Below are 21,494 nucleotides of genomic sequence, written 5' to 3'. Positions count from 1 at the left end.
GGACCGGTGTCGTATTCGCAGAGGGTGAATCGCCTCGGGGTCAAGCCCCGAGGCTTCCTGTTTCTACGACGCGCTTTGCAGACACCGAATAGGTGTCCGTAGGGAGCGCAGTCTCCACAGGCGTGGGTTCGGGCCATCCCAGCCCTAACTCAGAAAAGCCGCGTTGTAGAACGTTCATCGCCGCGTTCGCGTCACGGTCGCACTCGAACCCACATGACGGGCAGGAGTGTTCACGCACCCAAATTGGCTTCGCCGTCTCCACACCACACGACGCGCACTCTTTCGTCGTTCCAGAGGCTTCGACCTGCACGACGTGACAGCCGTACAGGTCGGCTTTGTAGTCGAGGAGGGTGATGAACTGTCGCCACGCCGCGTCCTGCTTGTTGCGAGCGTTGTGCGACTGTTCAAGCATCTCCTTTACGTCCAAACCTTCGACGAACACGGCGTCGTACTCCCGGACGAGCCACGTCGTTATCTTGTGCTGGTAGTCCAGCACCTTCCGACGGATGTGCCGCTTAACCTTCGCCACTTCCCGGCGTTGCTTTTCGTAGTTGTTCGACCCTTTTTGTTTCCGCGAGAGTTTGCGTTGTTCGCGGCGAAGAACCTCGTATTCGTCTTCGAGGTCGAGCCAGTCCACGGTTTTGCCGTCAGACGTGTGGATGTAGTTCTGGATGCCGAGATCAATTCCGACGCTGTTGCTCGTGTTGAGCGAGTTCACGTCGGGTTTCTCTGTCAGGTCAGCATCGTTGGTTTCCAATCCGAAAGAGACGAACCACTCGCCAGTCGTCTCCTTCTTGAACGTGATCTCCTTGATTGAAGTATGGTCGGGGACCGGACGGTGGTATCGGATTTTCACCCAGCCGATTTTGCTGAAGCGGACGTAAGCAAACCTGTCGCGGCCCCTCTTTTCATCGAGGTCGAAACCAGACTGGTTGTACGTCACGCTCCGGTAGTCGGTGGGTGCTTGCCGTTTGAGACGACCAACGTTGTATCCCTTCTCTTTCTTCTTGCGAAGATTCGAGAGGTTGCGGTGGAAGCGAGCGACAGTGGCTTGTGCGGCCTTCGAGTGCAGTTCGCTGAACACCGGCCATTTGCGTTTCCACTCGGGGAGTTTGTTGTTCTGGTCGTACTCACTCGGTTTGTCGTCCTCTGGGCTATTCGTGTAGTCCCAGCGGACGTGGTTGTAGAGTTGGCGATGAACGTCAAGATGGTGTTCCAGTCGCTCCGCTACCTCTTGTGTCGGATAGGCGTGGTAGCGGTGACTGTGTTCCATCGCTGTCTCTTGATTAACGATATGTTCACTTAATGGTTTGTATTCCTACGTGTCGGCTTCATCCCCGGGGTCTAGCCCCGGGGTATTCGCCTTGTCCGCTGATAAAATCACTCCAGCCGTCTTTCAGGTTTTTGCCTTTGGAGAGGCGGACTTGCTGGTGTTTCGTGTCGAGTTTGAAGCCGTCTTCTTTGAACGTGACAGTTGTACGTGGTCGTTCATCACCGTCTTTGCGGTAGCCCGGTGGGTTAGCGTCTGGGTCATCCTGTTGGAACCATGACTGGAAAGCGCCAGACAATTCTTCGACGATTGCCTGACTTGACTGCGAGTTCAAATCTTTCCAGCACGCTTGGTTCTTCATGTAGGACTTGAGCGGTCCCTCGTCCGGGATTTCTCCGGTGTGGTCCCAGATGCGGCTGATGGTCCACCGAGCGACGTTCCAGATTTTACTGCCGGAACGAGCGAGTGATACGGATTGCTGTAACTATTTACCGTCGATCACCAGGGACGGTATCGGTGATCGGCGGTAATTGACTACAGTAAACCGTATGAGTCGAGGTCACGTACGACACCCTCACGGTCGTTCGTGAGTGCTGCCGTAATGGTGCGTGTTGTGACCAGACTCACCATACATAGCCTATGACAATGAAATAACTTAATGGCTAGGATTTGACGTGGAATATCCAGTCAGCAGGAACGATGGCGGTATATTCCCGGAGCGTACGCGATTCACTCCCACCCTGCTCGCTCCTCGGTTCCGACAGGACGTCGGAACACTCGTCCCTCACGGGAAGGGTGGGATTCTCTCGCTGTATGAAGATAGGTATCACAACTGTACTGACCGTCCGTCGGCTAGTCGAAGATGGGTATGCGAACTGTTCTATTACTGGAAGTATTCTTGAAGTTCGTCGAGAACTTCCCACACAACTCGTGATGGCTCCTGGCTCCCAAACTGGAACGTCTGGTACGAATAGTCGTCAGTCTCGGACTCCCGCTCTTGGTAATGGCCCCACCCGCTTACATGATCCTGTTCATGATGGTGCCACCCACAATCAAATCCCGACTCGTCCGAATAGTGGAAGACGAATTCAGGACGGTCATCCGGTTCAGTTACGAACCACCGAACAGTTAGTGTCCCACTCGGATCATCTGCCCCAATGTGCGATGGTTCGACTTTAGCTCTCAATTCGGTATGAAGCGTATCGTGAGGAACGCCTTCAACACTCGTAATCGCGGGATGGCGATTGAGCTCCCTGCGAATCTGTCGTAGTGCTTCATGCGCTGTCTGGCGAGGATCATGACCCCCGTCGAAAACATACATATTCAAGCGTGAAGACGGTTATCTAAGTCTGCGTATTCACGATAGTTGTTGATTGCGTCGTTAGCGATCGAAAGATGGTACAGCGCCAATTCCCAGTCACTCGCATCTTTGCGATACTCTCGCGTCTCCTCCGCTGTCTCAGTTTCTGCCGCCTGTTCCCGCAACGTTTCCGGTGAGCCTACTTCGTACTGTTCCTGGAACTCTTCAATTTGCTCTTGGAGGTCTGACTTGAGTTCCAGAAGCTCTTCGTGGTCGTGATCAGTGATGAGACGCCGAAGTGCTCTGAACCGAGCGTAAAGCGGATCCGGTTCATATCGCGTTGCATCCTCTCCGTCTACTGCCCGGATGACATCCATTTCAGCAAGGCGCTTGAGATGCTCATGTGCCGTCGTCTGAGAAACCGCAGCTTCCGCTGCAATATACTTCGCTGTTCGAGGCCGATCAACAGCTTCTGCAATCGATCGAACTCTATCGAAAGCCGTCGTGTGTTCCTTCCATGCCTCCACACCACGTTTTGCTTCGTCCATAGAGGGAGTTGTGTCCTCAATCCAATAAAGTTATCTCCAATCCAGATATGTGAGCTCCAACTTTGTCCAGTGGAACCCCCATCCTCAAGAAGCAACGCAGCGATCAACGGGAGCGAGTAGCGTTAACGAGAGCGGGAGTGGTCTGCGCCACTTCTGAATCGTGGCTATGCCGGTACGCTATTCCAATCCGGGACTCGAGCGAACACTTCCGGAACGAGTATTCAAACCAAATCCCGATCACTCTCGGTCCCGCGCTACCCTCAAGGACCGAGGCGCGTATGCGCCGAAGGAGTAGGGTGGGGTAGTTTACGTGGAGTCAAGTGGTTGATCCGGTGATCGATCAGGCATCGAACTCCTTGTACATCCGTCTGCGGACCGTGATGTCCTCCTCAGCACGTGTCCGAAGAAATGCACGCAGTTCGTCGGGTGTCGCCGTCTCGAGTACCTCCTCGATCGATCGACCCTCTCCGACGGCTTCGACATCGCCGCTTGCGAGTACGGCTGCGACGATATGCTTGCACGGAACCGCGTCATCGGGACAGCTACACTGCCCTTCCATATAGCTCCCGTTCGAGAGCGTCACCTCGACAGTGTACGGTCGACTTCCCTGCACCGTGGCCCGAAGCCGATCGTCGACGCGCTCGATATCGGTCACGGCTCCGTGGTTGTAGTAGCGCTCACCACGGTCGTATCGACCGGGTTCGGTCATCGATCGGAGCGTCTCGGTGTCGACCGTTGACGACGGCTGTTGGGTCCGGAGGCGTGGAAATTCTTCGACGACCGGATCGGCACCCGGTATCGACGGATCACCTGCGTTCCGATGAATGTAGCCCTGCTGTGGCCAGCCGAGCGGAACCCAGTACGCCGGATCGCTTACGACATCCCAACACGCTTCGATCACGTCACCGCGGTCGTCCGGACGGATTCCGTCGAGAGTGACGGTGCGTGGCGTCGTGCCGACCTCGAGCGTGACCTCGGTCTGGTGGTCCTCAGTCTCGACGACGGTTTCGGCGTACTCGGAACGGGCAGCCTCGAGCGCGTCGATCCCGTCGGCCCCAAACCCGTGGCCGGTGCGCTCGAGTTCGAACACGAGGGCAGCGTACTTGCGTTTCTCCCGGTACTTGATCAGCGGCCGATTGCTCCCGACGAGGTCAGTCGGGTCATATCCTGGCAGGTCCGTCCCGAAGACGATCGGCACGAGCGGTTCCGACGGTGTCTCGGGGAGCCGGTCGGTATCGGGAGCCGTGTCGTCGGTCGGTTCACCCAGTGGCGTCTCGAACAGGCGACGACAGGCCGGACAGACCGTTGCGCCGAGGCCATCGCACGTCGTGCGTTCGTGAGCCCGACACCAATCACAGGCCCGATACGGTTCGTGATCGGTTCGATCCCAGTCGATGTCGCGGCGTGTCGTCACTCGTTTGAGTCCGGTGATGATCCGGGAGCGGCGTTTCTGGTGGTGTTCCAGTTCGGTGCGACACGATCCACAGAGTTCGGAGTCGCTCTCTTCGATGGCGGCCGGAAAGACGAGGCGTTGGTCGTCGGTTCGCCCGCGCGGGAACGAACTCCCGCCCACCGACAGCGAGACGGATACCGAACCGGGTGAGCCATTGTCAGGTTGCTCAGGCGGTTCGTAGGCGACGATATCGGTGGCAGTAGTGGTCTCATCGGGAGTTGCGTCTTCGTTTGCGAACTGGTGGCCGTATCGGCAGCCGTCAGGGCCGACGATATGCCACTTGCCGGCACCGGCTCGAGCGAAGGTTGGCACGGGTAGTGAACGTACGTCGTGAACGCTGAAACAGCTTTTCGATCCGGCGGACGAAACGGACGCCACTCGAAGACGGTCAGCGGAAGGAAATCGTTCTCGACGAGACACTGATCGAAGACGAACCGGCCGTGACGACGTCCGTCCAGCGGCGATCAACCCCATCGATATATCACTTGATAGATAGCGTGGAGTCCTTGTTTGAGTGAGGAGAAACTACACGCAGATGGACGCCGTTCTCGAGTTCGCGGGACTACACCGTTCCTTGTTCGCACTTGTCACCGAAGTCCAGCCGGTCGTTCGTCGTTCCACTCGACTGCAGTGACTGCATCGGGGAGTGATTCGAGTCGTCGCTCGACCACGTCGAGCAGGCGTGAGTCGATGAAGTCGGCTGGTTGATGGTCCGCAGCTGTAGCGTTATCGTTCACTCTCAAGAATAGCAACGATATCAGATAGGTCGAAGAGACGAAGATCATCACGCTCGTCTGCAGCTTCCTCGACGGAGCGTTTGAATCCAGAACGGCTGAACAAGGCGAATTCATACGTCGGCTCACCGCCTGTGGCAGGCGTCCAGTCGATGTGCTCCACGTCGCCTTCGAGATCCGTGAGCACATCATAACCGAGGGGGGTGTTGGTGAATTTCGCTTCGCCAGCGATCAGCGTTGACTCGTCAGTTGGTGCAACGACATCGACCTCCCGGCCCTTGTACCACCACTGGCTTGGCACCTGTGTGAGCTGGTAGTCTGCATAGAGCGCCGGCACCGCCTGGTGACAGAGCGATTCGAACGTTTCGCTGACGAAGTCGGGCAATTCCGGTTCGATGAGATCCGCGTAGGCGTTCTCGCCGTAGAGTTCGTACTGTCCCCCGCGGCCGTAGAGATAGCGGAAGTAAAACCGGAACACGGGATCCCGGATCTGGTATCGCGTCCGCTTGCTGCGTGCCGGGTCGGCGAGTGCTGGATGGTGTTTCCCGATGATCTGGAGCGTTTCCAGCCGGTCGAAGTAGTACGACGTGTTGGTGCTCTCGATGCCGGCTCCCTGGGCGATCTCGTTTCGACTGCGGTTCCCGCTGGCCATCGATTCCAGTACGGAGAAATACGTGTTCACCTCGTTGAGCTCCATCTGGAGGACAGTTTCGGGCTCGTCGTGGAGTGGGCCATCCGGGTCGCACAACAGCCGCGTGATGTTCTCTCCGAGGCTCTGTGATGGATCGAGAGGGCTGAGATATCGGGGTGTGCCGCCGAAGACGCCATAGACGAACACCCGTTCTTCGGGATCGTACGTCGGCACGAACTCTTGGATGGAACGAAACGGTAGCTGGGTGAGTTCGAGGCGGCCATTCGGTGTCTGGGATACCCGGCCGTAGAGTGGCGCACCGCCATCGAGGACGTGGGTATGAATCATACCGATTGCAGAGCCTGTGAGTACGAGCGTCGCCTGACTCTCCTCGACAGCTGTATCCCACAGGTGTTGAATGACCGATGGAAGCCCCTCATTCGATTCAATAAGGTACGGGAATTCGTCGATGACGATGATGGCGTCTCTGTCGGTGAGATACGTTAAGAGTGGTTCCCATTCCTCTTTGACAGCAGTGGTGTCTGGATGGGTCGTCGCTGCTGCCTCGGCGAATCGTCTAAGCTGTGTCGTCGCTGTTCCTTGGACTGCCTGATAGTACACGGCATCGTCGCGGTCGACAATCGATTGGCGGACGAGTTCGCTCTTGCCGATTTGGCGGCGCCCATAGATAATTGCGAGTTCTGCAGCGTCACTCTCATAGAGAGCCTGCAACCGATCGAGTTCATCGATACGATTGACGAACTGGTCCATACTTCTAGTCGCGGTGGGTGATACATATGTGCTCCGGAGTTATGACCAGAGCTATAATAGTCTGAGCTATAATAGCTGAAACTCTAATCATAGGTCCTTCATGTCCAGAGCCGATCTTATAGGTGACCGAACGGCAAATCACGCCGGAGTTAGTCGAGGCGATTGCCCGTCGAACCCGGGACGACGACATCGATACGTACATCGATCGCCACGGATTGGACGGGCTCGTTGTTGCGCTCGAATATGCTCACGAATACGTCGACGGATCAGTTACACATCACATCATGGCTCGCGAACGGGAGATTTCGCCCTTGGAGGCGGGTGTCATTCTGGATGCACTACGGCCGGTCGTTGAGGACTGATCGGTATGGAAAGCGACAGCGACGTCGTTTTCATCGATTCGTCGGTCCTCATTAGTTTTGCTCTTGTATTCGTCTTCCTCGCCCTCGGAGAGATGTTTCTTTCCGCTGGGCTTACCGCTGACCTCGTCGACAACGTCCGGCCAGCAGCCGACCGATGGAAAGCGGCGTCAGCTACCAACGGCTGAAGCCGTTGGCTTGTCAGCGGGGTCCCGTTCTGCCAACACGAGGATGTTGGATGTCATGCCAGATGCGTTCACAGTCATTGCTCCCGAATTCAGGGCGTACTGACAGAACGCCCCTCTAGCGGGGGAGTTCTGCCCTCCTTAGAGAGGTGATTTTACGCTCCGAACGCCCTCGGTCGTGGAAACGTTTACTAAGTTACGGATGGCACTGCAATATATGACGACAGCAGTCAACGTGGGCGAGGATGCAAAATCCCGCCTCGAGGAACTCCAGGCAGAGATCCGCCTGCAGACAGGGCGTACTGTCACACAGTAGGAACTGCTAACTCGACTCATTGATGACGCATACGAATCGCGTGATGACGTGATTGACTCGTTCCGGAACGCAGCAGTCCCCCTATCGGAGGACGAGAAAGAAATTATGCAACGGAATCGATACCGTTCGGGCTCCGAGACGAACGAAAGCGATATTGACGACGTCCTATACGGATGACGGTCTGTATCGACACTGGCGTGTTGTATGCCGATCACGACTTAGACGCATCAAGACACGACGCAGCGAGCAGGGCACTCGAGGCAGTCTTTGACGGCGAGTTCGGTCACCCATACGTAAGCGACTACATCTACGACGAAGCCGTCACGCTCAAACGAGGTCAAGCGTTCACGCCCGCCCAGCAGATCGGCGAAAAGATTCGCGGTGTCGATCCGTACCCACAGATATACGAGCTCCTTCGCGTTTCAGCTGCCGTATTCGCCGATGCCGTGGAGATGTTCGAACAGTACGACGACCAAGCGTTGCGTTTCACTGATGCAACGACAGTTGCGCTGTGTCGCCGCCACAACATTGACGCGGTCATGAGTTTCGATGACGATTTTGACGGTATTGTCGAACGAATTGATCCCACAACCGTGTGACGGGGCAGTCCCCACAGGAATACGCCTCGTTTCGAGACCGGTGACCTATCCCACCCTCCTTGCTCGCCAGTCAGGGGCAGCGTCTGTCCTGCTTTCGGGCTGCTGGTAGCAGAGACGCGTCCGGGCTTCAATTCACTGACTCTCACTGCGATCGAGCAGGGCTGGTGTCGCCAGGCCGCCGCCAAACGACGGCTCCAGTGTCCTCCTGCTACGCTGTCCCGTGCCGGGCTCGAGTGACATCGCGATGAAGACGGACGCTCCGTCTGGCCAGCACCGAACCGCGTCCGAACTGCGGGGAACCGACGTCTGGCTCGAAGAACGAGTCCGGTATCTCCAGTCGGATGCACGCTGTGCGACCGGGACTGGCGATGGACGCGTCACCGGCGACCGAGAGTATCGGCGGTATCGAAACTGTCGTCCGTGGACAGTCGTCGTCTTCGGATAGCGACTGGACGGCGTCGCCTGTACGGACTGCCGAGACTGCTCGAGACGGGAGACCCGCGGCTCCCGACCCGTACTAGCAAGGTGTCGGCAGGTGTGTCGTGGTGGCCTAGAGCGGGCTGGCGCTTGCTCGAGGCGGGCGTGAGGCGGGGTCGTCCACGGTCATCCGCGGACGTCAGCTGTCTCCGGTGGGGTGGTCGGTGGTCGCGGTCTCTGCGATCTCGTTTTCTCCGGTGTCACTCGTCGGGCTCTCACTTGCTGCAGTCTCACTCGAGTGCGCGTTCGAACTCGAGTGTGCGTTCGAACCGCCGGTCGCCGTCCGCCTCGAGTCAGTTTCGGTCGTCTCGCCCGGCACGTCGGCGTCCGCCGGGAGGATCAGCCTGCGTTCGGTGTACTCGAGGCCGTTCTTTCGCTCGGTTCGTTTGCGGACCGCGAGCCGGTTCTTCGAGAGCTCGAGGATCGCGTCGATGGTCCGCGAGACGAGTTTCTTCGCGTACGTGTCACTGACCCCCGGTTCCTGGCGGCGGATCCAGTGTTTGAGATCGCTCGCCTTGACGGAGGCGTCGACGGACTTGCAGCCGCCCGTCCAGGGATCGTCGCCGACGGTGGAATCGGCGCGGGCCCGCCACAGTTTCGCGGCCAACCGCGTCGGCACCGTGTCCGTCGTCGAGCGGCGCATCTCCTCGTCCATGCGCGCGAGTTGCTGAATCGGGAGCAGATCCCCGTAGGCGAGCGTCGTGCTCGAGTCGGCCAGCGGATCCGCGTGTTCGGGCAGCCGGACGTACGTCCCGTCGTCTTTGGTGAGTCGCTCGAGTCTGTCGTCGGGAACCTCGATCTCGTGTTCGTCGACGGTTTCGTTTCGCAGGTGGGCTCCCTTCTCGAGTTCCCTGGCCTGGAGCTCCTGGATTCTGGTCTTGTTGGTGTTCGCTTTCTTTCGAAGCGCCTCGAGCGCTCGCTCGGTGGTCGTGGTTTGGTTGTCTAGGGTGTCCAGGGTTGAGGTGTGGGACTCGAGGGTGGTTTCGTGGGAGTCGAGTTGTGTTTCGAGATCCTCGAGTTGCTCGTTCTTTTCTCGGAGTTGAGACTCGAGCGTCTCGATTCGGTCGGTCTTTTTGTCTAGTTCGGCCTCGAGGTCCTCGAGACGGTTCGTGAGGGTTGTGAGTTTTGACTCGAGGGCGGCAGTGTCCGTGCCAGGAGTCACGTCGGCGTCACTCATCGCGATCACCCTCGCTCTGGTCGTGATCGGTGTCGTTGTCGTCCGCGTCGTCCCGGTCGGATTTGTCGTCAGGACTCTCGTCGTGGTTCGACTGTTCGCTCGGGGCGTCGGCATCACGCTCGTCCGCACCACCGGCATCACGCTCGCTTTCATCTTCAGATTCCGACTCATCGCACGCGTTCCGCTCGTGGTCGTGTGCCTCCGGGTCGTGTACCGCCGCCGGACCAGCGTACGTCGTCACGATATCGTCGCCGTCGCCCGCAATGAGCGTCGTCTCCGGCGGCGCATCGTCCGGTCGGTACGGGATCGCCGCCTCCGGGCCGATCAACAGCAGTCCGATCTGGCTCGTCTCCGCCCTGATCTCACGCAGTCGACGGCGGGCTTCCCGGCGCGTGTCTTCGTCGACGTCCTCGAGGATCGGTGAGACAGCGTTGACGTCCTCGAGTAGTTTTTGGGTGAGGTGGTCGATGGCCTCGAGGCGTTTTCGGAGGGTCTGGGTGGCTGGTTCGCCGCCGTCTGGGAGGGGTCGAATATTCGAAGGCGATGCATCCTGTCGGTCGGGGCTTTCATTACCCCGTGAATCGTCATTCGACATGGCTTCCGTAGTCGGGTTACGGAGGCTTTCGCGGGTCCGGTGGCCCAAACACCGGTCCGCTATTCTGCGACCTCAGATCTAAGAGAGTCACGTAAAGCTTCCGTACCAGTGACAAAGTTCTCCTTTGACATAAATCTTGACTACATATGGCGTCTCGTATAAGCACCAAATGGTGTCTGGCTTCCTCGAGATGGTACTAGTTTTTCTGTTCTGGTGGCAGCGTATCGTGAATAGATGGTCGAGCGGGTCCCATGGATGGCTCCTGTTGACTACGAGATCCTGCTCTTTTTCGATGAGCACCCTATCCAAGTCTCTCCAAAAGTGCTCGCAGCGAATATCGACTACGATCGTCAGTATGTAGGCAAGCGATGTGGAACACTTGCTGACGCTGATCTTCTAGAATCGGTTGGTACTGGACTCTACCAGTTGACGAATACTGGAACGGCATATCTCGAGGGTGAACTTGATGTGAGCGAACTCGAGATTGACGAGTAGGAAGGTGTCAGAGAAGCCTTCTTATACCGTGATTTCTATGCTTTTCGGATTGTCACCACGTTTCTAGTTGGTGATTTTAACAACAAGACGGAGAGAAGAGTCCCTAATATCGTCATTCCCTAACTTGAACTACAACCTAATTCGGTTTTCATTCGAATCCAATCATGTTAACAATACAGACAGAACTACTCTGGAAAAGCATGAAACGAGAGATTGCACTAACCGATATTTGTGGTCAAAGATCACTTCAGGGAGTTTCTCATCTTAGTCCAAAAATAGAGTCAGCAATTAGCACCAATGGGTGACCCGACTATTGATAGATACCGGCATCAATTATATACTAAAGATGACTATGGATACTCAGGCAGAATCACAGTTGAGCCATAAAACAACCACAATCCTTACGATACTTACTAATAAGTAATAAACAAATGAAAACCCTAGTAAAAAGTGCAGCAGTTGTTTTGCAGAAAGAAGGCCCTGTATCGTTGCTTACGTCAGCAAGTTCCTTTACTCAACAAGCTTTGACGTCATACATAATAAGCAAGCAACCAAGATTGTATCCTCCGTTCCTTCAGTTACGGCAACACTTATCTCGGCATAAGTTCACCGATGCAGATCCATTGAAGATAATCTTCATCGATCCCACAAATATAGTTTATCAATCACCCCCAGGGAGGTCCCTCCAAAGGGGGGTCGTTCGAGATGGTGATTGGGACCAATCTAGCCGGAAATTCCTCCAAAATAGAGTTCCTCAAGCACTTGTCTCTCATTTTGAAGATGATGTCCCATGGGAATCTACTGGGTTATACGACGAGTTCAGAGAAAAAACTAATCAAGGCAATGCTTGGGGGTTCAGCTCGCTATCAGCGTTCGAAGAACGATGTCAAGAAATAGACGATCTTTATTATTCAATTCAGGAAAATGGGTACTATTCACAAGCCGAACTTCTTAACGCAAAGTCAGAAGAAACACGTAAAAGAAACAACCAACTAACGCCGACCCACTTGAATGAGGTAACAATTGATATCGGACGTGACGGTCAACTTCTCTGGCGAAATTTCGGCCAACATCGTCTAACAATCGCTAAGATACTTGAACTTGATAAGATACCAGTTCTTGTTTGTACACGACATAAAGAATGGCAACAAGTCAGAGACAAAATTCGATTTTGTGACGACCTCAATGAACTAGAACCTGAATTTAAAAGATACCTAGATCATCCCGATATTGAACAGATCGTACTTAGTAATGAACCGTAAGAGGATCATTGGGACACCGGATGTTCAAAGGCACATTGTGCGTGGTCCGTAGTATAGCAAAAGGTTCGTTTCTAACAATTCAAATTGACTAAATGTACTCATGTCGTCCACAAGTAGGAACAATAATCAACGATTTCGAATATCTTGGCCATAGGACATCAAATTTCAAACTAAGTAAAATATGGATTAAAATTATCACTCGCTCACAGACTCGACACCTACCGGTTCTCATGATGGGGGAAATCGATAACGTGATTTTCACTCGACCTGAATAAGCCCGGGCTACTCCCGAATCAATTTATGAAAGTGTTGAGATAATTCGGGCAATATCAAGAAGACCACTACTCACTGCAAGTATAGCCCAAATAGCGATACCAACACCAACCACAAGAAACAAACCTACAAAACTATTTATAAAATCAACCGTAAAGTAAATTGGAAGCGACATCACTCCTGTAATTGCTAGAGTTGCTACCATACGACGAAGTATGAAAATTATCCGTAAGTTTAGTTCCGTATGAATAATATATACATTTGCAAGCGTGTATATTGAATAAGTAGTGACGGTAGCAAATGCGGCTCCAACAACCCCAATTAATGGAATTAGAACGATATTGAGGGCAACGTTCAAAACAGAGGTGATTCCCTTGACGATTGCACGCTCCCGTGCCCGTCCGAGAAAATCGAGGCCATTACTTGTCAGCCTTGTCACAGACTGTAGTACAGCATAAATTGATAGAACTTGGAGAATGGGAACTGCACCAAGGTAGTTACTACCGAAGAATAACTCAACCATTGGATCAGCAACTAATACCAGTCCCGCTGCTGCTGGTATATATAACAGTAGGCCATGAACAAGTCCTTCTTCGTATATTCTGGCCGCAGTTTCAGATTTCCCTTTTGCTTTTTGAACTTCATACATTGGTGAAAGTGTAAATCCAAGCGCAGACATTGGAGTCTCAATAAATGATATTACTTGCTTACCAATCGTATAGTATGCAACACCCACTGGTCCACTGAAGAAACCAATTAAAATAGTGTCTACTCGCTTATCAAGAACATTTGCAGTACTTGTAGCTGTCAGTGGGATAGTATATTCTGCGATCCGACGCCGAATGCCAGTTTCAATACTGGTAGATGTGTTCTTTGGCCATAAATGATGGTGGTATATATAAATCAACCCAATAATAGCCACTAGTATATGTGCAAGAACGTAGCCCATGAGAGCACCAAAAGCACCGTATCCGAGAAGTACAAGTCCGACAGCAAAAACAAGTCGTGAACCACGATCAATCGCATGCAACGCTGCCGCAGGTTTGATATCTTCAAACCCTTGCAATATAATTCGAACAAATGTTACGAACGTTCCAAAAGCAATGAAAAGGATACCCAGAGACAGTAGTGATGCAAGATCTGGTTCTCCAATTACAGTTGCCAACAACTCATGACTGATAAGTAAACTAACACAGACTATTATAACAGTCACCACATTGAGTATGAAAGCAAACCTAACGATGTGTGGTAATTGGCTTGGGTTTGTTTCTTTGTACTCTGCAATAAAACGGGCTGCTGATTTTGCGATGCCGAGTTTGCTGAATAACTGAATAGTTCCCAATACAGAGGTTGCGAGAAATAAAAGTCCGTACCCGTCGGGATTGAGGATTCGGGCCAAAATGAGGGTTAAGAGTGCACTGGAAACAACTGCGATAATCTGTCCCATAAACTCTGCTTTGAATCGATCACCCAGTTTCGATGTAAGACTCACTACTATCAGACTAGCTAGTACGCGATAATTATTTGTCGGTATCAATTAGTAAAGGCCCTAGCAAACGACGTTGGGCAGTTGATTTATAATCAATACTTCACAAAGCCGTTGATTGAGAAGTCCACTTGCTGAGTCGCTCTTCGGTAGACTGACGGAACCAATAGTATTAGAGCCTCTGACCGGGCAGAAACGAACATGTCCACTGAACGCTCTGCCCTTGGTCAGAGGCTAGCGGAACTTGTGGAACTGGGAGCAATAGAGTTTCGGCCCGAGCCGCTCGACGCCATCGTCGAGCGGCGTCTCAAGGCAGTCTGAGCGGCGCGATCCTGTCCACACTGCGAGCAAGACACACTCCAAGCCCTCGACGGATCTGACCGTATCTGGTGTAGCCGCTGCAACTGGAAAACCACGTACACGCGGGGAACACCCTTCTACGATTCGGAACTCGCCCCCGGCGAGTTCCTCATCGCCTTCATTCTCTACGCTGACACGCTGCTCAGCATCAACCAGATCGCGTTTCTGCTCTCACCGTCCTACAAGACGCTCCGTGAGAACATCAGAGCGTTCGAAACCGCCTTTTGTCGAGGATTTCCGACTGTCTGGGATCGGATCTGCCAGACAGTCGGTGGCCCGACACAGGTGGATGAAACTCAACAGGTGTGTTCAGGGTTCAAAGGTCAAGAGCCGCCGCGGGAAGGGCTCGACCGCGGCGGCTCGCCAGAAGGCGGACGAACCAGATGGACGGGAGAGCACGGAGACGAGATGACGCTCGTCGCGGCGTGCCGCGACGTGCTTCGTGTAGTATCAGCACAGGAAGGAAGGACTACGAGGACGATTTAGGTCCGGTTGTCGAGGAAGCAGCCGACCTCTCTCAGCCGCTGGGAGAGGTCTGGACTGATGGACTGCCCGCCTATCAAAGAATGGAGCACGATCACTGGTACGTCGTCCACGACGATGGATACGTCTCCGAGGACGGCGTTCACACGAACCAAGCGGAGTGTCTCTGGTCGCTGTTACAGCCGTGGCTTGCGAAGTTCCGCGGCCTCTCCAAGCAGGGCTTGGAGCAGGCCGCTCGCACCTACGGATTCCTTCGCTCACTGAACCTGACCGGCGCACCGATCCATGGCCTCATCGATTGCATCGCCGTCAACGTATTCCGCTAAACTACCGAACAGCGTTCGATCTTGAGTCGGTTGAACAGGTTGGAAACACGCTTCTCCAGAAGGACGCACTCGCTATCCTTCCTGAGCAGGTGGAGGTCTGCGCAGACCTCCACCTGCGGCCCTACTATGGTGATGAAAACGACACAGACGGCCTCTATCACTCGGAAGCGAAACGTGGAACCACCGCGTTCCATGCCTATGTACTCTCTACGCGCGTGTACATAACAAGCGCTATACGCTGGCGGTGCGCCGTCTCACTGACGGCGACACCGCCAGCAGCGTCCTCGCTGAGTTTCTCGGGATTCTCGACCGTGAATTCTACGATAGCAAGTGTCTCACGCTGCTTCAGGCACACAACCACGCCTACGTGATGCCGATCATCCGCTGGGGACAGACGATCAAGCAGGAACTCTCGGCAGGTTGGAGCCGCGTCATCCAGCACGATCTGACGGCGAAACTCGACGGTCACAGCTGGACCGTCGGGTTTCCCGTCTACATCGATTGTACCTACCAAAACGGGCGATACAACGAACATGGAGTGGCGCGTCACGGCTACGCCGTTGACGCGCCGTTCATCGATTCACCACGCGACGCCCGATACCACTACGCGAAACGCTTCGGTATCGAGGCGACGTACCGACTCTCCGAGCAAAGCATCGCAACGACGACAACGCAAAACCCAGTGGTGCAGCTGTTGTACGTCGTGGTGAGTCTGCTGTTACAGAATGTTTGGCGGTATCTGCATTGGGAGTGCGTGGCGACGCCCCGCCGTGGCGGGCGTCGCCTCTGGTCCTGGTCGTTCAAAGAGTTCATCAAGATGGTATCCTGGGCAGCCTGGACGGCCCTCGCGGTGCGTCGGACCGTCCCGCAAATCGGCCACCGGACGATCGGTTCCACCGCTAACGCCCGACCGAGCCAGCCTCCCTGCAAGTGGCAACGCCGTCGCGTCGGCGGCTGATCGCCGCCGACAGCGACGACTCTGCTCGATCTTCGGTCAGGACTTTCGTCAATCACTACAGATCAGGATGAAACTGCGGCTTCAGCCCAAGTAAGCAGGGACGCTTTGAAAGGTACTGAATATAGAAATGTTATTGCATCTGTCTGTGTAATCCAACTAACCTTGACAGGTCTGAATCCACCTGTACTTACTTTTCCGCTTTAACATGAACCTCCCTATCTCTTTTCTCACTATATGTAATGTCAAACCCTAATTTCGATATCTTCTCTAACATACTCTTTTGAGATTCACCATAGTATTCAACAGATGGTCGGCTACCGCTCTTTTTCGGTAAATGAATTTCGCAGTAGAGAATTCGGCACGAGCTATGATTCAAACTTTCTTCTAATCCATCAATAACAAGTGGCTCAGACCCTTCAACATCTATTTTCACTACTGTTGGGGATGGAACAGACCTATCAGTTACCAACTGGTCCCCCGGAATTTCTTGTACCTCAATAGAGTCACCAGTTGGACTAATATTAGCAGTCTGGTTACCAGTGTCGTTACTAGGGGAACTAAATTCAATAGACCCTTGGGAGTTAGACAATGCAATATCAAAAACATCATAGCTAGAACTGGGTGCATTGTATGACAAATTCCGATTTAGTTGCCGATAATTCGGTGGATAGGGCTCAAAAGCTACAATGTGGCCTCGGGAAACTACTTGAGATGCAAAACAACTAAACACCCCAAGATTGGCACCAATATCAAAAAAAACATCATCATCTTTGAGCTCATTTGATATGTCTTTTAGAAAGCGCTCTTCGGCATTACACATCCATCGAATTTTATCACCACCTCGGTCAGTTGTAGCATCAAATTCAGCACTTAGGTTACCGATAGTCAAGGTTTGAGTCCCTCCCTTGACGTTCCAATACTTGTTTTTTAAATATGATTTAGTTGAGTTTAGAGCAGATATAGTACCGTGATTGTGTTGAATTTCAACAAATCGTCGAATTTTCTGTTCCATACGTACTAAGTATTCCACAGAGGGTAATACCTATTGACTAGTACAGTGCGAAAGGTGAAATTAAGATGAACTATTATAGCGATCTACTCCAAAGTTGTGATAATAATAATAATAAGCTTTTTATAATCCTAGATTAGAACTCTCCCTACTAGAATATGGGCTCCATTATATTTTCACTTGATGCTGAACTTGCTTGGGGATTTCACGACGAGGAAATAATCCCAACTGACCGAGTATACCAGGGACGAAAGGCATGGCAGGAACTAGTTGATCTATTTGATCAATTTGACGTCCCTGCTACTTGGGCCATAGTAGGACACCTCTTCCTTTCAGAGTGTAATGGTAACCATGGCAATATTGTCTCGACAAATAATTGGTTCGCACGCGACCCGGGTGGTAATGTTGAGGAAGCTCCACAGTGGTTTGGTCCGAACCTTATTGAATCGGTCTCTAAGGCTAATGTTGACCACGAGATCGCCACACACACTTTTTCACATGTCGAATTTGGGAAAAAATCAACAACTAAAGACATCGCTAGGGAAGAAATTCAAAAAAGTATTAAAATAGCTGAAGAATGGGGAAATAATATCAAGTCTGTTGTCTATCCCCGAAATAACATTGGTTACCGTGAGGTACTCGCAGACCAGGGCATAATCTGTTATCGAGGACAAGAACCAATGAAGTGGTACGATGAATCGAAAGTGTACCCTCTTATGAAATTTGCATCCACCCTTTCATCATCCGCCCCAAAACTTGTTTCTCCAGTTATAGACGAGTACGGCTTAGTTAATGTTCCTGCTTCAATGTATCTGTTCACATTTGATCAGCCACTTGGCATATTTACTGAACCGGTGTTAGGTGATGTAATCGTCCGACGTGTAAAACGAGGAATCGACGCAGTAGCTGGCTCTGACAAAATATTACATCTCTGGTTACACCCAAATAATCTGACTCAAGAATCATACTTCGATAGAATGTATGCAATTCTTAAGTATGTGGCAAGAAAACGTCAACAGACCGATTTAAGGGTACAGACGATGGCTGAAATCGCTGAAGAACATATAACTCATGGGACGTGATAAGTACACCATTAGAAGGTTTGAAATAGATGATATTGAAGATATTCTGGATCTTTACCATCACACTTGGTTTATTAGACCATCATTCAATTGGTTCAGGTGGAAGTATATTGACAACCCCTTTATTGACCATATTCCTATTTTCGTAGCTGAGTTCAATGAAAAAGTTATTGGGGTTAAAGCATTTTTCGCATTAAAGCTATCTATTAACGGGAAAACATCATTCGCCTTGCAACCCTGTGATACCATGGTTCATTCTGACCATAGACGTCAAGGGTTATTCACTAAGATGACTGAAAAATCTATCCATGAGTACTCCCAAAGTGATGTGGATATCTTCTTCAACTTTCCAAATCAGAACAGCGCTCCAGCAAATAAAAAAATGGGGTGGGAAACTATTGATTTGCTTAAAACGTATTATCGCTTTCAGAATCCGCTGGCAATTGTTGCAGACAAGACCGACTTGCCAATCCCATCCCACACATATGGAATTGGAAGGTTGTTATATAATTCTCCATATATGGTCCGACAAAGATTATTGTCGCAGAACAACCCAGTTGATGTCCGCTCCTTATCCACTACGCCAGCAGATTCACTTACACGACTCTACGAACATCTAGTTCCAGATAGAGCACATGTTTTTCGAAACGAACGGTTCTATAATTGGCGATTCGACAATCCAAGACGGGAGTACACTACATATCTTGGATACATAGATGGTGAACTTAGGGGTGCTATTGTCACCAGTAAACACACTGATGGAAACGAGTTTGAAACTACACGATTTGTAGAAATATTACCACTACTTGATTTGCAGAATCAAACAATGACTATAGATGCATTAATTAAACAATCCATATATGATAACTGGAATACAGACCTATTTATTGTTCCAAATAATTTACTCCCAGATGATATCCTTTCTAAAAATGGTTTTCGATCTGATTCTTCGTTCCCAATCTCAAAAGTATCCTCGGAAACAAGGTTTATGGCAAAGCCGTTATCAAAAAAAGATAGAATTACTGACTTGACTTTAGATTCTAATGAGTGGATTTTGACCTCTATTGAACATGACATCTCTTAGACATATTATTTGAAAATTCACATTTCCTGTTTGAGGGCACTGATGGGATGAAAGCCTGCTAAGTCCCCACGCATGGATGAACGAAGGTGGTGGCAAAGGCTGACAACAAGACAGCGCGACAAGCGCGTGGCACTGATTAGCTGAAATGCCAAGGAAGCGCCATCATGAGGCTAAGCCCGACTGCACGGCAGGCAGTCGGGCGACGACCTCGAATAGGTGTAGCTCCCTCCATTCATTACCATGTCAGAGGAAGCCATGTTGCCTTGTTGAACGCAAGATAGCGTCGGGGTGAGGTTGACAGCCTACAGCGTCATGGCGTCAGAGACAGGTTTTCGAACGCAGAAGATGCAGTAGACGCAGCTACCGTCGTTTGCTGAAGGGTCAGAACTATGGCATCTAGTGTTCTTGCTTCGGTGACGACGGCGATGCCTCTCCCGGATACGTCCGGAGAAGGGGAGCAGGCAGCGAGCCCTTAACTCGCCGCCTACGTCAGGTTATGGACGATGCACTTCCGAGTCAGCTCCCGGAACTGGCCGTGCCAGCTCCGGGAGCGGAGCTTCTCGCCGTCGTCTTCTTTCAACTGTGAGAAGCCCGTTTCACTCATCCAGCGCTGGTTGTAGTCCTCGTTCATCCGAACGTTGTGCGCCTTCTGCAACGGGGTCTGTTCTCTGTGTATGACCAACGGTCGCGTCGAGTTGGAGCGACACTCCTCACAGAGGTTGCTCCACGAGTAGTTCGCGTCAGCAGACAGTAGGCGCAGGTCTTCCGCGTTTCGGCGGAAGACCTGCATCCCGATATGGCCGTCCCACGCCTTCTGCGTCGTGTAGTGAACGTCCTTGATCGCTAGCGAGTTCACATCGATCAAGATCGTCGTCTTCATCGACTGGAACGAGTAGTTCGCGCGGTCGCGGTAAGGATGGCTGGTTTGATCGCGCTGGAACCCACTCGCGTCAATTGCGGCTTCACCACTCCAGCCCGCCTGCTCCGCCGACGTGCGGAGCAGGCGGCGGAGTTCACGCATCCGGTAGTCTTGCTCCCACCGACAGAACGAGCTGTAGTGTGGTGCCTCGTCAAGTCCGAACACAGCGAGGACACGCGGCATCTCGTTGAGGTAGTCATCCGTCTCGCGGAGGCTCTTCTCTAATTCGACACGGTACAGAATTAACGCGATCTGCACCCATTCGGCGTACCCGTCCGCGCCGTCCGGCGTGGCGGGTACGTCCGGCTCGTCAACGTGCTGTTTGGCAGGGTCTCGACACATCCGCGCAAGCCGTCTGAGCGATGCCATATCGCCAGATGGCGTCCATTTGCCGGTTAATCTGGCGAAAGATTACTGTGAGAGTGTCTGAGACTGTCGTCACTCAGCGGCAAAACAAGGCAAGTTATTTTCTATTCATCTTTGTTGATCACAGCCGAGATTGGTGAAATTGACCGGTTCAACACTGCAAAGCAGGTTGTGAGTTATGCTGGACTAGATCCAGTCGTCCGCGAGTCAGGTGACTCGCGGACTGAAGGGAACATCTCGAAGCACGGAAGCAGCGACTTATGATGGATCCTTGTCCAGTGTGCGAACGTTGCTGTAAATCGGTGTAATGATCCGCATTGTGTACGTTGAAAACACTTTCTCGATGGTGTTACGCTCAGAATTGTCAAGGTGACCGATGAGATCAACTCAAGCGAGGGGCATTAGAGATCTCGTACCATCTGTGTTCGGTTAAGGCCACATCTCCGTTTTGAAGGCTTGATCCACCCGTTTATTCAAGGTGAGGCGTGATCTCTCTGGTTGGCGAGCCTCACGACGTACCAGTTCAGGAAGATTCGGTGGTGGATGGCCCAGAGCAAGTCCGAGATCTGCAAGCACTGGCTGGGCGATCGACCGAAAGGTCGTCGCCCAGCGTTCTTCTGGATACTCAACGTCAGGTTCAATCTCCTGAAACACCGCTAATACGGCTCTGCTGACCACAAGCGTCAGCAGAGCCGCCGTCACGAGCAACTCTGCAATCGCTTCATCACCTGTCTCGAACTTCTCCAGTCCGTAGCGTGACTTCAACTCCCGGAACAGCAACTCTACTTTCCATCGAAGGCTGTACAGCGCTGCTACTTGTTCTGGGGTGAACTCATCTGGGAGGTTCGTCACATAGAGGTGGTAGTCGTCGGTGTCCTCGTAATGATTGAGAGTGCTTTGTTGAATAGCTGCTGAATGGTAGTTAGAGTGGTTCACAGAGCTTTTCTATGTTGATGATGGCGAACATGAGGACAAT

The 21,494-nt window shown here is 52.5% G+C and carries 17 protein-coding genes and 6 pseudogenes; 12 read left to right on the top strand and 11 right to left on the bottom strand.

Translation table 11 applies throughout. From position 1 onward, the window contains the following. Positions 1 to 40: 40 nt before the first annotated feature. The 5 genes and pseudogenes from GS429_RS02585 to GS429_RS02565 form a co-directional block, all read right to left on the bottom strand. Positions 41 to 1,273 (bottom strand): RNA-guided endonuclease InsQ/TnpB family protein, encoded by a 1,233-nt coding sequence (locus tag GS429_RS02585; protein ID WP_160062431.1) that lies wholly within the window; start codon positions 1,271 to 1,273, stop codon positions 41 to 43. Between the two features lie 100 nt (positions 1,274 to 1,373). Then, positions 1,374 to 1,715, bottom strand: a pseudogene (locus GS429_RS22060) (RNA-guided endonuclease TnpB family protein); the annotation flags it as partial. An 878-nt stretch (positions 1,716 to 2,593) separates the two neighbouring features. Then, positions 2,594 to 3,118 carry a DUF7342 family protein gene (locus tag GS429_RS02575; protein WP_160062429.1) on the bottom strand — a complete coding sequence of 175 codons (525 nt, stop codon included), beginning with the start codon at positions 3,116 to 3,118 and terminating at the stop codon, positions 2,594 to 2,596. 340 nt (positions 3,119 to 3,458) lie between these two features. Continuing rightward, positions 3,459 to 4,883: an SWIM zinc finger family protein gene (locus tag GS429_RS22455; protein ID WP_328821206.1), complete on the bottom strand. Its 1,425-nt coding sequence runs from the start codon at positions 4,881 to 4,883 to the stop codon at positions 3,459 to 3,461. 414 nt (positions 4,884 to 5,297) lie between these two features. Next, on the bottom strand, positions 5,298 to 6,707 hold the full coding sequence (locus tag GS429_RS02565; protein ID WP_160062425.1) for an ATP-binding protein: 1,410 nt from the start codon (positions 6,705 to 6,707) through the stop codon (positions 5,298 to 5,300). A 128-nt stretch (positions 6,708 to 6,835) separates the two neighbouring features. On the opposite strand from GS429_RS02565, the pseudogene GS429_RS02560 reads away from it, so the two are divergent. From GS429_RS02560 to GS429_RS21690, 5 genes and pseudogenes are all read left to right on the top strand, one after another. Then, positions 6,836 to 7,069, top strand: a pseudogene (locus tag GS429_RS02560) (DUF7437 domain-containing protein); the annotation flags it as partial. Positions 7,070 to 7,074: 5 nt separating this feature from the next. After that, positions 7,075 to 7,254, top strand: coding sequence for a hypothetical protein (locus GS429_RS02555; protein WP_160062423.1), 180 nt, complete (start codon positions 7,075 to 7,077; stop codon positions 7,252 to 7,254). A 214-nt stretch (positions 7,255 to 7,468) separates the two neighbouring features. Next, positions 7,469 to 7,744: pseudogene (locus GS429_RS02550) on the top strand (hypothetical protein). Continuing rightward, on the top strand, positions 7,741 to 8,166 hold the full coding sequence (locus GS429_RS02545; RefSeq protein WP_160062421.1) for a type II toxin-antitoxin system VapC family toxin: 426 nt from the start codon (positions 7,741 to 7,743) through the stop codon (positions 8,164 to 8,166). Before GS429_RS02550 ends, GS429_RS02545 begins: the two are co-directional and overlap by 4 nt. A 244-nt stretch (positions 8,167 to 8,410) precedes the next feature. Next, positions 8,411 to 8,611: a hypothetical protein gene (locus GS429_RS21690; RefSeq protein WP_201293938.1), complete on the top strand. Its 201-nt coding sequence runs from the start codon at positions 8,411 to 8,413 to the stop codon at positions 8,609 to 8,611. Positions 8,612 to 8,782: 171 nt separating this feature from the next. Here GS429_RS21690 and GS429_RS02540 read toward each other — a convergent pair whose 3' ends face one another. After that, positions 8,783 to 9,820: a DUF8008 family protein gene (locus GS429_RS02540; protein ID WP_235920715.1), complete on the bottom strand. Its 1,038-nt coding sequence runs from the start codon at positions 9,818 to 9,820 to the stop codon at positions 8,783 to 8,785. Continuing rightward, complete coding sequence (locus GS429_RS02535; protein WP_160062419.1) at positions 9,813 to 10,415, bottom strand: hypothetical protein; 603 nt, start codon at positions 10,413 to 10,415, stop codon at positions 9,813 to 9,815. The genes GS429_RS02540 and GS429_RS02535 overlap by 8 nt, the downstream gene beginning before the upstream one ends. A gap of 234 nt (positions 10,416 to 10,649) precedes the next feature. Between GS429_RS02535 and GS429_RS02530 the strand changes: the two genes are divergently transcribed. Together GS429_RS02530 and GS429_RS02525 are read left to right on the top strand one after the other, a co-directional pair. Then, positions 10,650 to 10,910 carry a MarR family transcriptional regulator gene (locus GS429_RS02530; RefSeq protein ID WP_201293937.1) on the top strand — a complete coding sequence of 87 codons (261 nt, stop codon included), beginning with the start codon at positions 10,650 to 10,652 and terminating at the stop codon, positions 10,908 to 10,910. Between the two features lie 431 nt (positions 10,911 to 11,341). Next, a complete protein-coding gene (locus GS429_RS02525; protein WP_160062417.1) occupies positions 11,342 to 12,172 on the top strand; it encodes a hypothetical protein in 831 nt (276 codons plus the stop codon). 298 nt (positions 12,173 to 12,470) lie between these two features. Here the strand turns inward: GS429_RS02525 and GS429_RS02520 are convergent, their stop codons facing one another. Continuing rightward, complete coding sequence (locus GS429_RS02520; RefSeq protein ID WP_328821205.1) at positions 12,471 to 13,937, bottom strand: flippase; 1,467 nt, start codon at positions 13,935 to 13,937, stop codon at positions 12,471 to 12,473. A 195-nt stretch (positions 13,938 to 14,132) separates the two neighbouring features. On the opposite strand from GS429_RS02520, the pseudogene GS429_RS02515 reads away from it, so the two are divergent. Both GS429_RS02515 and GS429_RS02510 read left to right on the top strand, forming a co-directional pair. Next, positions 14,133 to 15,100 (top strand): annotated as a pseudogene (locus tag GS429_RS02515) (IS1595 family transposase). A gap of 5 nt (positions 15,101 to 15,105) precedes the next feature. Beyond that, positions 15,106 to 16,003: pseudogene (locus tag GS429_RS02510) on the top strand (ISH3 family transposase); the annotation flags it as partial. A gap of 242 nt (positions 16,004 to 16,245) precedes the next feature. On the opposite strand, the gene GS429_RS02505 reads toward GS429_RS02510, so the two are convergent. Then, complete coding sequence (locus tag GS429_RS02505) at positions 16,246 to 17,070, bottom strand: FkbM family methyltransferase (RefSeq protein WP_160062415.1); 825 nt, start codon at positions 17,068 to 17,070, stop codon at positions 16,246 to 16,248. Between the two features lie 155 nt (positions 17,071 to 17,225). On the opposite strand from GS429_RS02505, the gene GS429_RS02500 reads away from it, so the two are divergent. Both GS429_RS02500 and GS429_RS02495 read left to right on the top strand, forming a co-directional pair. Continuing rightward, positions 17,226 to 18,149 (top strand): polysaccharide deacetylase family protein, encoded by a 924-nt coding sequence (locus GS429_RS02500; protein ID WP_160062413.1) that lies wholly within the window; start codon positions 17,226 to 17,228, stop codon positions 18,147 to 18,149. Further along, on the top strand, positions 18,139 to 19,233 hold the full coding sequence (locus tag GS429_RS02495) for a GNAT family N-acetyltransferase (RefSeq protein ID WP_160062411.1): 1,095 nt from the start codon (positions 18,139 to 18,141) through the stop codon (positions 19,231 to 19,233). Before GS429_RS02500 ends, GS429_RS02495 begins: the two co-directional genes overlap by 11 nt. Positions 19,234 to 19,717: 484 nt before the next feature. Here GS429_RS02495 and GS429_RS02490 read toward each other — a convergent pair whose 3' ends face one another. Next, the gene (locus GS429_RS02490; RefSeq protein ID WP_160062409.1) at positions 19,718 to 20,521 is read right to left on the bottom strand and encodes an IS5 family transposase; all 804 of its coding nucleotides are present in this window, start codon (positions 20,519 to 20,521) and stop codon (positions 19,718 to 19,720) included. 93 nt (positions 20,522 to 20,614) lie between these two features. Here GS429_RS02490 and GS429_RS02485 point away from each other — a divergent pair. Then, positions 20,615 to 20,779 (top strand): annotated as a pseudogene (locus GS429_RS02485) (transposase); the annotation flags it as partial. A gap of 168 nt (positions 20,780 to 20,947) precedes the next feature. Here the strand turns inward: GS429_RS02485 and GS429_RS02480 are convergent. Beyond that, positions 20,948 to 21,454, bottom strand: a complete 507-nt coding sequence (locus tag GS429_RS02480) for a transposase (RefSeq protein ID WP_328821204.1) — start codon at positions 21,452 to 21,454, stop codon at positions 20,948 to 20,950. Between the last annotated feature and the right edge of the window lie 40 nt (positions 21,455 to 21,494).

It is taken from the genome of Natronorubrum halalkaliphilum, assembly GCF_009834785.1.
Taxonomy (GTDB): domain Archaea; phylum Halobacteriota; class Halobacteria; order Halobacteriales; family Natrialbaceae; genus Natronorubrum; species Natronorubrum halalkaliphilum.
The sequence above is the reverse complement of the archived record's forward strand: the minus strand, read 5'-3'. Positions and strand labels throughout refer to the sequence as shown.